Annotated in this window: 11 protein-coding genes; 5 read left to right on the top strand and 6 right to left on the bottom strand. The window is 61.0% G+C overall.

Annotated features, from left to right (window positions below):
- Positions 1–7 precede the first annotated feature (7 nt).
- Together ERD78_RS04695 and ERD78_RS04690 are read left to right on the top strand one after the other, a co-directional pair.
- Positions 8–949, top strand: coding sequence for a carbohydrate kinase family protein (locus ERD78_RS04695; RefSeq protein WP_129968067.1), 942 nt, complete (start codon positions 8–10; stop codon positions 947–949).
- Between the two features lie 73 nt (positions 950–1,022).
- Positions 1,023–1,523, top strand: coding sequence for an outer membrane lipoprotein (locus ERD78_RS04690; protein ID WP_245152326.1), 501 nt, complete (start codon positions 1,023–1,025; stop codon positions 1,521–1,523).
- Positions 1,524–1,648: 125 nt separating this feature from the next.
- Here ERD78_RS04690 and ERD78_RS04685 read toward each other — a convergent pair whose 3' ends face one another.
- The 5 genes from ERD78_RS04685 to ERD78_RS04665 all read right to left on the bottom strand — a co-directional run bounded on the left by ERD78_RS04685 (position 1,649) and on the right by ERD78_RS04665 (position 11,257).
- Positions 1,649–2,209, bottom strand: coding sequence for a YggT family protein (locus ERD78_RS04685; protein ID WP_129968066.1), 561 nt, complete (start codon positions 2,207–2,209; stop codon positions 1,649–1,651).
- A gap of 154 nt (positions 2,210–2,363) precedes the next feature.
- Entirely contained in the window at positions 2,364–3,089 is a 726-nt protein-coding gene (locus ERD78_RS04680; RefSeq protein ID WP_129968065.1) for a histone H1-like repetitive region-containing protein, read from the bottom strand.
- 155 nt (positions 3,090–3,244) lie between these two features.
- Complete coding sequence (locus ERD78_RS04675; RefSeq protein ID WP_129968064.1) at positions 3,245–4,414, bottom strand: ribonucleotide-diphosphate reductase subunit beta; 1,170 nt, start codon at positions 4,412–4,414, stop codon at positions 3,245–3,247.
- A gap of 22 nt (positions 4,415–4,436) precedes the next feature.
- A complete protein-coding gene (locus tag ERD78_RS04670) occupies positions 4,437–7,355 on the bottom strand; it encodes a ribonucleoside-diphosphate reductase subunit alpha (RefSeq protein WP_129968063.1) in 2,919 nt (972 codons plus the stop codon).
- A gap of 311 nt (positions 7,356–7,666) precedes the next feature.
- Positions 7,667–11,257: an indolepyruvate ferredoxin oxidoreductase family protein gene (locus tag ERD78_RS04665; protein WP_129968062.1), complete on the bottom strand. Its 3,591-nt coding sequence runs from the start codon at positions 11,255–11,257 to the stop codon at positions 7,667–7,669.
- Positions 11,258–11,369: 112 nt separating this feature from the next.
- Between ERD78_RS04665 and ERD78_RS04660 the strand changes: the two genes are divergently transcribed.
- Together ERD78_RS04660 and ERD78_RS04655 are read left to right on the top strand one after the other, a co-directional pair.
- A complete protein-coding gene (locus tag ERD78_RS04660; protein ID WP_129968061.1) occupies positions 11,370–11,822 on the top strand; it encodes an Lrp/AsnC family transcriptional regulator in 453 nt (150 codons plus the stop codon).
- A gap of 63 nt (positions 11,823–11,885) precedes the next feature.
- Complete coding sequence (locus ERD78_RS04655) at positions 11,886–12,380, top strand: hypothetical protein (protein ID WP_129968060.1); 495 nt, start codon at positions 11,886–11,888, stop codon at positions 12,378–12,380.
- A 76-nt stretch (positions 12,381–12,456) separates the two neighbouring features.
- On the opposite strand, the gene gltX is transcribed toward ERD78_RS04655, so the two are convergent.
- Positions 12,457–13,866 carry a glutamate--tRNA ligase gene (gene gltX / locus ERD78_RS04650; protein ID WP_129968059.1) on the bottom strand — a complete coding sequence of 470 codons (1,410 nt, stop codon included), beginning with the start codon at positions 13,864–13,866 and terminating at the stop codon, positions 12,457–12,459.
- A gap of 119 nt (positions 13,867–13,985) precedes the next feature.
- Here gltX and ERD78_RS04645 point away from each other — a divergent pair, with 119 nt between their 5' ends.
- The gene (locus ERD78_RS04645) at positions 13,986–16,454 is read left to right on the top strand and encodes a bifunctional acetate--CoA ligase family protein/GNAT family N-acetyltransferase (protein ID WP_129968058.1); all 2,469 of its coding nucleotides are present in this window, start codon (positions 13,986–13,988) and stop codon (positions 16,452–16,454) included.
- Positions 16,455–16,548: the final 94 nt, after the last annotated feature.

Genomic DNA, 16,548 nt, shown 5'->3' with positions numbered 1-16,548 from the left:
GCGTGCAATGACCGACCGGGTTTTGATTTGTGGTTCGATAGCTTTCGATACCATTACCGTCTTCGAAGGTAATTTCAGAGAACATATTCTTCCCGACAGCATACAGTCGCTCAGTGTTTCGTTTTTTGTGCCGAGCATGCGCAAGGAATATGGCGGTTGTGCAGGCAACATTGCCTACAGCCTGCGCCTGCTGGGCGGCAATCCGGTGCCGGTTGGAACGGTGGGTGGCGATGCGGCCGATTATATTGCTCATATGAAGGAGCTGGGCATCGACACCAGCATGGTGCGCGTACTGCCTGATATGTTCACGCCCCAGTGTTTCATTACAACCGATCTCGAAAGTAATCAGATCGCATCGTTTCACCCGGGTGCAATGACCCGCTCGGACGAAAACGACCTGAGCGGTCAGGAGGCCGCCTGGGCCATTGTGGCGCCGGATTCCAAGGAAGGGATGTTTGCGCACGCGGAGCGGCTGCATCGCCAGGGCACGCCATTCATTTTCGATCTTGGCCAGGCCATGCCACTGTTTTCGGGTGACGATATCCGGCGCATGCTGTCCCTGGCCGATATGCTTACCGCCAACGACTACGAGGCCAGCGTCGTGGCGCAGCGGACTGGGCGCAGTATCGCCGATATTGCGGGAGATATGAAGGGGGCTATCGTCACGCATGGCGCCGACGGAGCCATCCTCTATACTGACGGGCAGGAGATGCTTGTGCCGCCTGTGCCGTCGCTGGCGGTGGTAGACCCAACCGGTTGCGGCGACGCGCACCGCGCGGGCGTGCTGTACGGCCTGACCCAGGGCTGGAGCCTGCTTGATTCGGCGCGCTTGGCGAACGTCATGGGGAGCTTTAAAATTGCTGCCAAGGGTCCGCAGAATCATCGTCCCAGCCTGCAGGATATCGACGCAGCCCTGCACACGCATTATGGCCTACGGTTGAACGCATAACGCAGACTGGCATGCAGTTCGCCCCGCCCTGTTTTCCGGCAATTGCTGCCGGCGCTTCAAAAGGAGTACCCGAGTGCAATCCATTTCTCCCTGGCAATCCGGCGTGCGAGCCAGCCGGCTGATCGCCCTGACGGCAGTTCTCGGCACAATCGCCTTGGTGGCCGGTTGCGCCAACCATAGCGCTTCTTCTTCGGTCTATACATATGGGCAGGCGCAGCGCGAACAAATCGTACGTACAGGCACGGTCGAGGCCGTGCGGCCTGTAACCATCCAGACAGACGAGTCCTCCGGCATGGGCGGGCTGGCCGGGGGCGCCATGGGCGGCGTGGCTGGTAGCGCCATCGGCGGCGGACGCGGCAGCATCCTGGGGGCCATAGGCGGCACCGTATTGGGCGCGCTGGCGGGCAATGCGGTAGAAAACCGCATGGGCAAGAGCCAGGGCCTCGAAATAACCGTCAAGCTCGATAACGGCGAGACGCGCGTCATTGCGCAAGAAGCGGACGTGCCCATTTCGGTTGGGCAGCGCGTGCGCCTCATCAGCGGAAACGGGCCTACGCGGGTCGCGCCGCTGTAGACCAAGCCCTTCGTGCTTGAACGGCGCTTCAGGGCCGGAGCACGAATTGAACGGCACCCCAAAAGTTGGACATTGATGCAACCTTTTGGGGTGTTTTTCAATTTCCTGCGAGATCTGTAGATTTGCTACATGCCAACCAGCGTGAAGGTGAGATGCTGGATAATCATCATGGCAACCTGCGCCAGTACCAGAAGCACCAGCGGCGAAAAATCGATGCCGCCCAGGTTGGGCAGCATGCGGCGTATGGGATCGAGCAAAGGCGCTGTGAGCGTGTGTAGTACCGGCATGACGGGCGCAAGCGGATTAACCCACGACAGAATGGCCTGGATCAGCGTTATCCATAGAATGACATTGAAGGTCCACTTGAGCACAGTGAGCACGGCAGCGATCAGCAGCGCCGGCAGCATGTCCATGCCCGGCAGCTGGCCTATCAGCAATCCCCAGAACGCCGCCTGATAGACCAAGGCCGCCAGCAGGCAGGCACAAATGCTGGACCAGTCAAGCAGGTTTCCTGGCTTGATCACCTTGCGTATGGGTTGCACCAGCCAATCGGTAATGCGCAATATGGCCTGGGAGTATGGGTTGAAGGGGTGCAGTCGGATCGCGAATATCCAGGCGCGGATGATCAGAGCGATGCCAAACAGGGTAAAGATAATATTAAGAAGGAAGTGCAGGACGCTGAGCATGGCAAGGCGTTGAGTGTGTGGAACGCGTCATTGTCGCATGGCGTGCAGGTTGACGGAAGCCGTCGCGTCTTTGCGTGATACAGGATAAAAAAAGCCCGGCTATGCCGGGCTTGGTTTGCAGCGATATCAGGCAGACGCCGCGGAATGCACATCCTTAGGGACGGCCTCCGGTTGGAAAGGGCCAAGACGAAGCGGGATTGATGGTTTGCTTCGCCGCGGGCGCTTCGGCAGCTTGCTTGGTCGCCTGGGCAGCTGATTTCACGCTGGCTTTCTTGGGCGCCTTTTTTGCAGGTCCTTTTTTGGCAGCCGCTTTTTTTGCAGGCGCCTTTTTCGCAGCTGCTTTTTTGGCGGGGGCCTTCTTCACTGCCTTTTTAGCGGGCGCTTTTTTGGCTGCCGCTTTCTTGGCCGGTGCCTTCTTTACTGCCTTTTTGGCTGCTGCTTTCTTGGCGGGTGCTTTTTTAGCTGCCGCTTTCTTGGCCGGAGCCTTCTTGACAGCTTTCTTCACAGCCTTCTTGGCAGTGGCTTTTTTGGCAGGCGCTTTCTTGGCAACCGTTTTTTTCACTGCCTTTTTGGCGGTTGCTTTCTTGGCGGTTGCTTTCTTGGCGGTTGCTTTCTTGGCTACCGTCTTTTTGGCGACTGATTTTTTTGCTGCCACTTTCTTGGCCGGAGCCTTCTTGACAGCTTTCTTCACGGCCTTCTTGGCGACGGTTTTCTTGGCTGCGACCTTTTTCGCCGGTGCCTTCTTGGCTACCGTCTTGCGGGCTGTTGCCTTTTTAGCGACGGTTTTCTTTACTGCTGTTTTTTTGGCGGGTGTAGCTTTCTTGGCGGGTGCAGCTTTCTTGGTTGCCGCCTTCTTGGCGGCCTTCTTGGCTGTTGCCATAGTAATGCTCCTTGAGATCGAGTCGAAGAGAACGTTCACCCATTTGATATGGCCCCCATGTGAGGATGCGACCCATCTCAAATGGCGCAAGCGTGCAGAGTAATGAATACTCCGCACGCCTAGAGTCTAACGTAGCTTCGCTTATCGACCAAGCATTATTCCCAGCTTAGTGCTCCGCCAGTCTGATATTCAATGACGCGTGTCTCAAAAAAGTTGCGTTCCTTCTTGAGATCTATCATCTCGGCCATCCATGGAAATGGATTTTCTTCTTGAGGGAAGAGTGCTTCGATGCCGATTTGCTGGCAACGGCGATTGGCGATGAATCGCAAATAAGACTTGAACATCGATGCGTTCAGACCGAGCACGCCGCGCGGCATGGTGTCCTCAGCGTAAGCATATTCAAGGTCTACAGCCGTTTTGAAGAGTTCGCGAATCTCTTCGCGAAAGGATGCCGTCCAAAGATGCGGGTTCTCAAGTTTGATCGTGTTGATCAGATCAATGCCGAAATTGCAGTGCATGGATTCGTCGCGAAGAATGTACATGTACTGCTCGGCGGCGCCCGTCATTTTGTTCTGTCGGCCTAACGCAAGTATTTGCGTAAAACCAACATAAAAGAACAAGCCCTCCATCAGGCACGCAAAAACAATGAGTGATTTGAGCAGTTTCTGATCTGCCTCGGGGGTGCCGGTCTTGAAGTCAGGATCGGCGATTGCATCGATGAATGGAATCAGAAATTCATCTTTCGCACGGATGGATGGGACCTCGTTGTAGGCATTGAATATCTCGGACTCATCCAGATCCAGGCTTTCGACAATGTATTGATAGGCGTGCGTGTGAATGGCTTCCTCGAAAGCCTGGCGCAGCAGGAACTGCCGGCATTCCGGAGCCGTGATATGGCGGTAGGTGCCCAGCACGATATTGTTGGCGGCCAGCGAGTCTGCCGTGACGAAAAACCCCAAGTTGCGCTTGACGATGCGGCGCTCGTCTTCGGTGAGCCCATTGGGGTTCTTCCACAAGGAGATGTCGCGGGACATATTGATTTCTTGCGGCATCCAGTGATTGGCGCAGGTGGCCAGGTATTTTTCCCAGGCCCACTTGTACTTGAACGGCACAAGTTGATTGACATCGGTCTTGCCATTGATGATGCGCTTGTCGGCGGCGCGAACCCGGCCAGCCGTATCGGCCGGCACAGAGGCAGCCGCGGCTTGCGGTGCGGGCATGGCCGTATCGGCCATGCCGTGTTGGCGGTCTTGCGCCGGCGCCGCGGCGCCGCCGGTGGAGGGCGTCGCGGGTTGCGTGGCAGGCGTTTCGTCCCAGTTCAGCATGATTTCGATTCCCTGAAGAAGTTTATTGGCAGGCTTCGCACTCTTCGAAGCCTTCGTCGCCGGGGCGCAGCGTGCAGACCGTGCCCACAACCTCGGCTTCGGGCAGGGCTGCCATCGCGGACGCCGAGGTGGCTGATGCGGATGAGCTGGCAGCAGCGGTGGGTACGGCATTCAGCTCGCCACCCTTGCCGGTTGATTTTTCCGCGTTGGTGGCGCCTATGGAGCGCAGGTAGTAAGTAGTTTTCAGCCCGCGCACCCAGGCTAGCTTGTAGATGTCGTCCAGCTTCTTGCCCGACACGCCGGCCATGAATATATTGAGCGACTGCGCCTGGTCTATCCATTTCGAGCGGCGAGCCGCGCATTCGACTACCCAGGTCGGGTCGACTTCGAAGGCGGTTGCATACAGATCGCGCAGATCATTGGGTATGCGGTCGATGCGGGCAAGGCTGCCGTCGAAATATTTCAGGTCGGCCACCATGACCTCGTCCCACAGCTTGCGCTCCTTCAGGTCACGTACCAGATAGTCGTTGACGACGGTGAATTCGCCCGACAGATTGGACTTGACGTACAGATTGCGATAGTTGGGCTCGATGCATGGCGAGACGCCGATGATGTTTGAGATGGTCGCAGTCGGGGCAATGGCCACGCAATTGGAATTGCGCATGCCATGTTTGCCGATGTGGGCGCGCAGCGAGTCCCAGTCGAGCGTGCTGCTGTCATCCACTTCGACGTAGCCGCCGCGCTGGTCGTCCAGCAGCCGCAGGGTGTCCTGCGGCAGAATGCCGCGATCCCAGAGCGAACCCTTGAAGCTGCCATAGGCGCCGCGCTCGACTGCCAGCTTGCTGGAGGCCCAGTAGGCGTAGTAGCACAGCGCCTCCATGGAGCGATCGGAGAACTCGACCGCAGCATCGGAAGCAAACGGCACGCGCATCATGTGCAGGCAGTCCTGGAAGCCCATGACGCCCATGCCCACCGGGCGATGGCGCACATTGGAGTTTCGGGCCTTGGGAACGGCGTAGTAGTTGATGTCGATCACGTTGTCGAGCATCCGCATGGCCGTGGCCACCGTGCGCTCGAGCTTGGCATGGTCAAGCACATAGTGGCCGCTTTCGTCCTGCTTCAGGTGGGCGGCCAGATTGACCGACCCCAAGTTGCACACGGCGATCTCGGACTCATTGGTATTCAGCGTGATTTCGGTGCATAGATTGGAACTGTGCACGACGCCCACATGCTGCTGCGGCGAGCGTACGTTGCACGCATCCTTGAATGTGATCCAGGGGTGGCCGGTCTCGAACAGCATGGACAGCATCTTGCGCCATAGCTGCACGGCGGGCACTTTCTTGAACAGCTTGAGCTCGCCGCGGGCAACCTTGTCTTCGTAGCCCACGTAGGCTTCTTCGAAGGCCTTGCCGTATTTGTCGTGCAGGTCGGGGCAATCGGAGGGCGAGAACAGGGTCCACTCTCCGTTTTCCATGACGCGCTTCATGAACAGGTCGGGTATCCAGTTTGCCGTGTTCATGTCGTGTGTTCGACGGCGCTCGTCACCCGTGTTCTTGCGCAGCTCGAGAAACTCTTCGATGTCCAGGTGCCAGGTCTCCAGGTAGGCGCATACCGCGCCCTTGCGCTTGCCGCCCTGGTTTACGGCCACGGCGGTGTCGTTGACCACCTTCAGGAAGGGCACGACGCCCTGGCTCTCGCCATTGGTGCCCTTGATATGGCTGCGCAGCGCCCGCACGGGCGTCCAGTCGTTGCCCAGGCCGCCGGCATATTTGGCTAGCAGGGCATTCTCCTTGATGGCGTCGTAGATGCCGGCCAGGTCGTCGGAAACCGTGGTGAGATAGCATGAAGACAATTGGGAATGCAGCGTACCCGAGTTGAACAGCGTGGGCGTGGAGCTCATGAAGTCGAAGGAGGACAAGACCTCATAGAACTCGATGGCGCGTGCTTCGCGTTCGATTTCGTTGAGCGCCAGGCCCATGGCAACGCGCATGAAGAACACCTGGGGCAGTTCGATACGTTGGCCGCGCAGGTGCAGGAAATAGCGGTCGTAAAGCGTTTGCAGTCCAAGGTAATTGAACTGGAGGTCGCGCTCGGACTTCAGGGCGGCGCCCAGCTTGGCCAGATCGTATTGGCCGAGTTTTTCGTCCAGCAGCTCGCCTTCGATACCGGCCTTGATGAACTGGGGGAAGTACTCGGCGTAGCGCGTGGCCATGTTGGCCTGCGACACTTCCTCGCCCAGAACTTCCTTGCGTATGGTGTGCAGCAGAAGGCGCGCGGTGACCTGGCTGTAGGACGGGTCGTTCTCGACCAGCGCGCGGGCGGACAGGATGGCCGATTTGAACACCTCGTCGACAGGAATGCCGTCGTAGATATTCTTGATGGTTTCCTTCAGGATGCCATCGACATCGATTTCTATGGGCAGGTTCTGGCCGGCGTCGGCGATGGTGGCGCGCAGCAGCGCGACGTCCAGCGGGCGCTTGATGCCGTTGTCGGTGACCTGGATGGCGCTTTGCTCCACGGCGGGCTGCACCGGTGTGCTGCGCGCGCGCTCCTGGGAACGCTTTTCACGGTACAGGACATAGGCTCGTGCCACGTCGTGTTCGCCCGAGCGCATGAGCGCGAGCTCGACCTGATCCTGCACTTCCTCTATATGAAAGGTGCCGCCGCCCGGGCGATTGCGCACCAGGGCATTGACGACTTGCGCCGTCAGGGTTTCGACGAGCTCGCGCACGCGGGCCGAAGCAGCACCCTGGCCGCCATTGACAGCCAGGAAGGCTTTGGTCATGGCGATGGCGATCTTGCCGGGCTCAAAGCCCACGACCGCGCCATTGCGCCGGATGATATGGAAGTTGTCCCACTGGCCCGCGGCCTCCTGGGGGCTGGGCGCCGCGACGGGAGGGGGGGCGGAATGGGACCTGGTTTCGGTCTGGCTGGTTTGCATGAAGGCTCCTGGAATCGGGGCAGCGGCGCATGCGCCGGGCGTTTTCGTGGTTGGCGGAGGCAAACTGCGGTTTGCTGCGAAAAGGCGGCCTGACTGCGTATGGGTGCAGCCAAACCACTATATATTGTGGTTTGTACGTGTTTGAGCACTAATTGTAGTGATAGTCTCGAGTGGTGGCAAGCGCGTTTGGGGCTTGATTTTTGTGGCTGCTTGTGCCTTTTTTAGGCCATATGAACACGCCCGCGCCGCCATGCCCTGTGGCGGCGCGGGTAATGCCAGGAAAACTTGCCAGACAGGCTGGCAAGCAATGCTCAAGAATGCGCGCGTAAAACTTTGTTAACGGATGGCCGGGGAGTATGGGCAGGCCGGGCCGCAGCCCTGAGGCGTGCCTGGCACGCCAGCGCCGCTGCTTCCTTGACGGGGCCGAAGCCGCGCACGGACAGCGGCAGTTCGGCCAGCTCGACCGCGGCTTCGAAGGATTTTTCGTCCAGTCCGGGCAGTATGGCGGCCAGCGCATTGCAGTAGTCGGTGATCAAGGCTCTTTCCAGCCGTCTTTCCCTGGAATGAGCAAATGGATCCAGCCAACTGCCTCGCACGCGCCGACAGCGGGCGAGCAACCGAAACAAATACATCATGCCGGGTCCGAAAGTCATTTTGCGGGGGCGCCCCGTGGCGGGATCACGACGAGCCAGCAAGGGCGGCGCCAGATGGAAACGCAGCGTCACGTCGCCTTCGAATGTTTCTTCCAGCTTGCGCCTGAAACGGCCATCGGTGTATAGGCGAGCCACTTCGTACTCATCCTTGTAGGCCATGAGCTTGTACAGGGCGCGGGCAGCGGCCAGCGCCAAGCGCGGCCTGGCCTGGGGGTGCAGTGCATGCTCGGCGGCCAATACCGTGTTCACGGTATCAATATAGCGCTGCGCATAGGCCGCATCCTGGTAGGCGACGAGGTCCTTTTCGCAGCGTTCCATGACCGCCGTCAGCGGTTCGGGCATATGAATGACTGTGGCTTTCGGCTCAACCGCGCCCAGCGTATCCGGACGCGCCGCCGCCAGCCGGCCCAGTCCAAAAGCCTGCTTGTTGGCCTCCACTGCCACGCCGTTCAACGCCAGTGCGCGCATGATGGCGGCTTCGCTCAGCGGGATGCCGCCGCGCTGCCATGCGTGGCCAAGCATCATCATATTGGCCAGTATGCCGTCCCCCATCAGGGATGTGGCCAACCCATGCGCATCGAGCATGGCATGATCATCTGCGCCGGTGGTTGCACGTAGCTGATCGATCAGGCCCTGGGGGTCGAGGTTGGCCTGTGGATCACGCGTGAACTCGGCTGTGGGCGCCAGATAAGTGTTGAGCACAACCAGCGTGCCATGGCGTCGCAGCGCCTGCAGGGCATCGGGTCTGCTTGCTGCAACCACATCGCACAGAATGGCTGCGTCGGCCTGTTGCGGGCCAATGCGAACGGCGCCAGGCTGGCGGGCATCGCGCGAAAGCCGGATATGGCTGATCACCGCGCCGCCCTTCTGGGCCAGGCCGGTAATGTCCAGCACCGATGCGGACCGCCCTTCGAGATGGGCTGCCATGGACAGGATGGCTCCCACCGTAATGACGCCGGTGCCGCCTATGCCTGCAACCAGAATGTTGCAACATGCTGCCTCGCTTTGCGTCGCGGGCGAGGGCAGCGCGGCGGCGAGCGCTGCCAGATGCTGTGGATCCTGTTTGCCGCGGGCCTTGCGTGGCCTGCCGCCCTCCACGGAAACAAAGCTCGGACAGAAGCCGTCGACGCAGCTGTAGTCCTTGTTGCAGCTGGATTGGTCTATGGCGCGCTTGCGCCCGAACGGCGTATCCACCGGAACCAATGACAGGCAGTTCGATTGGGTGCCGCAATCTCCGCAACCTTCACAGACTGCTTCGTTGATGAACAGGCGCCGGGTCGGTTCGGGCATGATTTTTTTCTTGCGGCGGCGCCGCTTTTCCGCCGCGCAGGCCTGATCATGAATGAGTACCGTGACGCCCGGTATTTCGCGCAGTGTGCGTTGAAGGCGATCCAGTTCGCTGCGCGGATATGCCTTGACGCCCGAGGGCAGATCGCCTGGGCCGTACTTTTGAGGGTCGTCGCTGGTGACAACGATATGACCCACCCCTTCGCCCAGCAACTGCTGGCATATTCCCGGCACGGAAATGCGTCCGTCCACGGGCTGGCCGCCGGTCATGGCCACGGCGTCATTGAACAAAATCTTATAGGTGATGTTCGCCTTGGCTGCGACCGCCTGGCGTATGGCCAGATAGCCTGAATGAAAATAAGTCCCTTCGCCCATGTTCTGGAATACGTGCGGTGTCTTGATATAGCGTGACAGGCCGATCCAGTCCGCGCCTTCGCCGCCCATCTGTGTCAGTCCGCTGGTGCTGCGGTCCATCCATGTTGCCATGTAGTGGCAACCCACACCGGCCAGCGCCTGGCTGCCTTCCGGCACCTTGGTCGAGGTGTTGTGCGGGCAGCCGGAACAGAAATAGGGGCGTCGGCTCAGCGCGGTCGGCGTTGGCTTGCGGGCAATGTCGACCGGAGCGAACGCGGGTCGTGGCGTTTCCCGGGCCGGCTTGGCCGCCGGTGTGTCGGCGCCGCGCGCTTCGGTGCGCCGCCGAGTTTCATCAAACAGGGCCGGCGCACTGTGTTGCGGCAGCGCGTCCGTATCATGCAGCCAGTCCAGCACGGCCGCCAGGACGCTGTCTGGCGTGAGCTGGCCGCTGCGCGCGAGGAGGGTCTGTTCGCGCAAGCCCCGCTCACCGCACACCGTGGGGCGTCTGGCCTGATTGAACAGGAGGTCTTTCACTTGGCTCTCGACAATGGTCGATTTTTCTTCGACCACGAGAATATGGTCCAAGCCGCGGGCAAAATCCAGAAGCCCGGATGGCTCGACGGGCCATATCAGGCCCAGCTTGTAGTGCCGTATTTCCGGCAGCGGAACGCCGGCCAGGTCCGCCTCGCGGTTCAGTTGCGCGAGCGCGTCCTCAGCGTCCAGAAAACCCTTGCCACTGGAGACAATGCCCACGCGCGCGCCGGGGGCCGGACAGGACAGTATGTCCAGGCGGTGGCGGCGCGCGAATGCACGCACGGCTTGCACTCTTTGCAATATTCTTTGCTCAATGGCGGGCGTCAGGAATTCCCGCGCACTATAGGGTAGTGCTGCTTTATGGGGATCGTCGTCGGGTGTGGCAAAGTCGGGGATCGGCTGCAATGCAAACGAGCGCCCGCTTTCCACGGTTTCCGTAACAGCCTTGAGTGCGACCCATGCACCGCTGTAGCGCGACAGCGCCCAACCCCAGCGGCCAAACAGTTCGTACTCGGCAACCGAAGCGGGGTTGATGACTGGAATGTGCCAGGCGGCAAGCGAGGCTTCGCTGGCGTGAGGAATGGATGACGATGCTGCCGTGGGGTCGTCGCCCACCACCATCAGCACACCGCCATGGGGCGAGGCGCCGGCGGCATTGCCATGGTGCAGGGCATCTCCCGCCCGGTCGAGGCCGGGGCCCTTGCCATACCAGAGTGCAAACACGCCATCGACGATGCGATCGTCCCGCATTCCCGCCTGCTGCGTGCCCATGACCATCGTGGCGCCCATATCTTCGTTGATGGCGGGCAGAAAGCTGATCTCGCTTTCCTGGAGTTGATCCTGCGCGCGCCACATGGCCATGTCAACGCCGCCCAACGGCGAGCCGCGATAGCCTGTGACGAAACCGGCCGTGTTCAGGCCCGCAGCCTTGTCGGCGGCGCGCTGTGACAGCATCATGCGGACAAGCGCCTGCGTGCCGGTCAGGAATATGCGTCCTTCGCGGGCGGTCAGGCTGTTTTCCAGCCTGTAGCCCATATCCAGAATGCGAAGTTGATCTGCAATGACGGCTGCCATGTATTGCCTCCAATCTTTTCTCCATGGTAGGCGCGTTGCACATGGTTTTTATTGCGTATTCATCGCGTAAAATCCCTTACAAACGAAATATTCATTTCGTTTAGGGAGGAAAATGGATCAAACTGATATAAAAATCTTGAAACATCTGCAAGAAGATGGTCGCGCCTCGGCGCAGCAGATATCCGATGAGGTGGGCCTCTCGGCGGCGCCCGTATGGCGGCGCGTCAAGGCCATGGAAGCCGCAGGCGTCATCCTTGGCTATTACGCGCAGGTAGACCGGAGCAAGGCGGGGCTGCAGGGATGCATGTTCACGCAGATCAGCCTCGAGCGGCACTCAAGCGAAATGGTCGAGAACTTTGAGCGCTCTGTGCGCGATGCGCCCGAGATTCTGGAGTGCTACGCGGTTACGGGCGACGCTGATTATCTGCTCAAGGTTCTGGTACCCAGCCCGGAAGCATACGACCGCTTCCTGCACCGATTCCTGTTCAATCTGCCTGGCGTGCGGCAGACTCGCACAATTGTCGCCTTGCGCGAGATCAAGCATGATGTGAAGCTGCCGTTGTAGATGGTACGATTCAACCCGTAGGCGTCGCCGTGGGACGCCTGCGTTTTTGCAAGGAAGGCATCTATGCAAGACACTACCATGCGCTGGCGCGTCGTTGGGGCCAGCCTGATCACGGCGGTCCTTGCGGCTGGCTGCACTGCGCCGCGCAAACCGGCACCCGCCCAACCGCCGGCGCCGCCGGCCTGCAAGGCGCCTGCCGCCCATGACAACGTTACGGGCAACTGGCTAAGCATCCACAGACAGAAAGGCGTACGCGGAGAACTGCGTACGCTGTACACACTGAACCCCGACGGCACGCTGGCCTATACCGAACAGCTCAAGCGTTCGGGAAAACCATCGCAGGGCTTATCGGAAACCGGCTGCTGGTCTCGTGCCGGCAGCACACTTGAGCTACGCACGCTCGAATCGAACGGCGCGCCCGTCAACCAGAAAGATCCGATCTACACCAATCGCTATACTGTGATGTCCGCAAGCGGAGACAGGCTGGTTTTGCGCTCGGAAGACGGTACGGAAATCAACGCGCGCCGCATGTCGCCGGGCTATCGGCTGCCGTTCTGATCAGTATGCGCGCACCGCCCGTCAGCCGGGCCCTCTCGCAGGCCTGGAGCGGGCTGTAAAAAGCAAAGGGCAGGGCTCAGGCCGCGGCGAGACGTTCAAGTACGCGTTCGCGGCCTAGAATCGCAAGGACTGCGCCAATGGAAGGCGTCTGCTTGCGTCCGGTGACCACCAGGCGCAGCGGTATGCCCAGCTTCGGCATCTTGACGCCATGCTCCTGCAGCAGCGTCTTGATCAGGGCATCGAGAGACTCGGTATCCCATTCCGCCAGTGCCGCGGCCTTCGCGGCAAAGTCCGCCAGCAGGCCGCGCGCGGCGTCGTCCACATGGGTGGCAAGCAGATCCGGGTCGGCGCAGGTGTAAGGCCCGCAGAACAGCATTGCGCCTTCGGCGAGATCGTTCAGGGTTTCGGCGCGATCCTTGAGCAGCCCCATGACGGCAGCAAGGTCCACCGCCTGCGGGTCGCCTCCCAATGATTGGATGCGGGCCGCTACGCGCTGGGCCAGGTCGGTATTGTCTGCCTGTTTGATGTAGTGGGCATTGACCCAATTCAGCTTCTTTGGGTCCCACTGTGCGGCTGATTTGGTCAGGCTGTGGGTATCGAACCACTGCACCAGTTGCTCGCGCGTGAAGAGCTCGTCGTTGCCGTGGCTCCACCCGAGGCGGGCAAGGTAGTTGACCATGGCTTCGGGGAGGTAGCCGGCCGTGTCGTACTCCATGATGCTGACGGCGCCATGGCGTTTGGACAGCTTTTCCCCGTCGGGACCCAGTATCATGGGCAGATGCCCATATTCGGGAATGGTGGCGCCCAGCGCACGCAGGATGTTGATCTGGCGCGGTGTGTTGTTCACGTGGTCGTCGCCGCGAATGACGTGAGTGATGCCCATGTCCCAGTCGTCCACCACCACGCAGAAGTTGTAGGTAGGCGTGCCGTCGGGACGGGCAATGACGAGATCGTCCAGTTCGGCGTTGTCAATGGTGATGGGGCCTTTGATGATGTCGTGCCAGCCGGTGGCGCCTTCTTGCGGATTGCGGAAGCGCACCACGGGCTTGCGGCCCTCGGGCACCGGCGGCAGCGTCTTGCCCGGCTCCGGGCGCCAGGTGCCGTCGTAGCGGGGCTTGCGGCCCTCGGCGCGCGCTTTGGCTCGCATGACTTCGACATCTTCGGGCGAACTATAGCAATGATAGGCCGTGCCGGCCTCCAGCATCTGCGCGATGACCTCGCGATAGCGATCCATGCGCTGCATCTGGTAAAACGGGCCTTCGTCCGGCTGCATGCCCAGCCACGCCATCCCGTCCAGAATGGCCTGCACTGCTTCGGGCGTCGACCGTGCCAGGTCGGTGTCTTCGATGCGCAGCACAAACACGCCGTTGTGGTGCCGGGCAAATGCCCAGCAGAACAGGGCGGTGCGGGCGCCTCCGAGATGAAGATAGCCGGTGGGCGATGGGGCGAAACGGGTGCGTACGGCGGAAGATGCGGGCGTGCTCATGTGAAATTTCAGGCTTGGGGAGACAGGCGGTGCGTGGACAACAGACCGCTATTGATGAATGCAATAGTGCTATTTTAGATTACGGATAGAATCCCGCAGGAATTCCTGGACATACGCCTATGCTTCGACACCGCTTGGCCGCCCTTTTCGAGCCTCGAACCGTCATGGTCGTGGCGGATAGGACGTTGCCGCTGGACGACGATCCTCCACGGTGGCTGGCCGGCAGCCATGCACATGCCAATGTGGCGCCTGGCCAGCCGATAGCGCTTCCGCCCATGCCTGGGCTGCCCGAGGACGAGCGGCTCGACCAGGCCTTGCTGTGCGTGCCGCCTGAGCGGTTGCCCGAGGCTCTGGCCGTGCTCAAGCCCTTGCGCCCACGCTGTGTGGTACTGCTGCCGCACGTTCAGGCGCCGGCGGATCCGCTGGAGGACATGATCTACTGCCGCGCGTGGGGCAGGCTGAACGACTGCCTGGTGCTGGGCCCGCACAGCCTGGGTGTGCAGAGGCCTCATCTGGGCTTGAACCTGAGTCAGCTGCCGCGCATGGCGCTGGGTGGCAGGGTAGCGCTGGTGGCCCAGTCGCGCTCCATCGCCTCGGCGGTGCTCGACTGGGCGCAGGATATCAACATGGGCTTCTCCGCAGTGGTGTCGCTGGGCGACGAGGCCGGCCTGGATCTGGCCCAGGTCCTGGACTACCTGGCGCTGGACGCACGCACGAACAGTATTGCTTTATATCTCGAAGAGGCGAGCTCCTCGCGCGATTTCGGCAGCGCGTTGCGGGCCGCCGCCAGCATCAAACCCGTGGTCGTGCTCAAGGCGGGTCATGCCGCCGACGCGCACACGACAGAGGATGCCGCCTTCAATGCGCTGCTCAGGCGAGCGGGTGCCGTACGCATCCGCTACTTTGTCCAGCTTTTTTCGGCGATCAAGGTTCTGGGATATGCGCAGCGCCCTCGTGGCAGGCGCATCGCGCTCTTCTCGAATGGCGGCGGAGCCCCTCAATTGGCGCTTGATGTCATGGGAGATGGCGGCTCGGTGGTGCCCGCGGCGCTATCGTCGGCCACCCTCAAGGCGCTGGGCCAAATACTCACGCAGACGGGGCGCGTAGGCAATCCTGTGCTGACCTATACGAACCTCACACCGGTCCGGGTGCGTCAGGTCATTGATGTGCTTGTGGCCGACGCGGGCGTGGACGGCGTATTGGTATTGTTGTCGCCCGACCCGCTTTCCGATCTGGAGGCCGTCGCAAGAGAGCTGGCCGATATAGCGCCCGCCGCGCGCAAGCCCATCGTTACGTGCTTCATGGGGGACGCTACCATGCGGCCCCTGCGTCACATGCTCGACGCCGTTGGCACGCCTGCCTTCCGCACACCGGAGTCCGCCGCCAATGCGTTTGGCATCCTGGGTGCCTATCACTATAACCAGACGCTCGCGCAGCAGACACTTCCGCCGGAGCCGTTAGGCAAGCCTCCGCGCCTGGAAGAGGCGCGCGCCCTCGTGCGCGAAGTGCGCGAGGCGGGCCGGCTGGCGCTGTCCCGGGAGGAGTGTGTACGCCTGCTCTCCTGTTTTCATGTCCCGCTGATTCACATCTCGGCAGCGGACGCGCGAGGCCGTGATATTGATGATGAAGATCTGCCCATGGCCATCCGGGTGCGTCGCGACGACAAGTTCGGCCCGTATATTACATTCGGATCGGGCGGGCAGGATGCGCTGCTGTCCGAGTCTAACCGCACTCTCGAGCTGCCGCCGCTGAACCGCTATCTGGCGCGCCAGCTCGTGCAGCGCAGCACGCTCTGGCGCAAGGCTTTGTCGCGCCGCCTGCAGCCCGCCGTGTATGAAATATTGTTGGAATCGCTGGAGCATATTTCGGGACTGGTATCCGATGTGCCCGACCTGCTTTCACTAACCATAGACCCATTGATTTCCGACGATACGCATCTGCTCGCCCTGGGGGTGCGGGGAGCGCTGTCTCGTTCGCCCATGCTTGTGCTGCCCGAGCATTCGGGCTACCGGCACATGGCCATTCACCCTTATCCGCGGCGTCTTGTGCAGGCCAAGGCATTCAAGAACGGACAGCCCTGGCTGCTCAGGCCCATCCGGCCAGAGGACGCGGAGATTCTGCAGACTTTCATACGCGGCCTTTCGGACGAGTCCCGATACATGCGCTTCGTATCCATGCTGCGCGAGCTCACGCCGCGCATGCTGGAACGATATACGCGCATCGATTACGACCGTGAGCTTGCGCTGGTTGCCACGGTGCTCGTACCCAATCCCGAGCACCGTGGGCATCCCCGCGAGGAGATCATCGGTTTTGCGCACTACCTGCGTAACGCCGATGGCCGCGGCGCCGAGTATGCGCTCGTCATCGGCGACGCCTGGCAGCGCCATGGCCTGGGCGCACAACTGATGCGAGCCCTGATCGAGGCAGCCCGGGAACAGGGTCTGGCCTATATAGATGGTGTCGTACTGGCCACCAACCGCCCCATGTTGAGCTTGATGGCGCATCTGGGCTTCCGCAACGACGTTGATAGCGAGGATCCCACTATGCGCCGCGTATGGCTGGATCTGGGCGATACCCGGCAGCACTGAGCAGGCGCTCGGCCCGCTTGGGCGGCCGGATTCGCTGCGGTCCGCGGGCTTGCGGCTTGCGTTTTTTATACCCAGGGTGGCGGCGCGCCAACTG

This window comes from Allopusillimonas soli (assembly GCF_004153445.1).
Lineage (GTDB): Bacteria > Pseudomonadota > Gammaproteobacteria > Burkholderiales > Burkholderiaceae_B > Allopusillimonas > Allopusillimonas soli.
The sequence above is the reverse complement of the archived record's forward strand: the minus strand, read 5'-3'. Positions and strand labels throughout refer to the sequence as shown.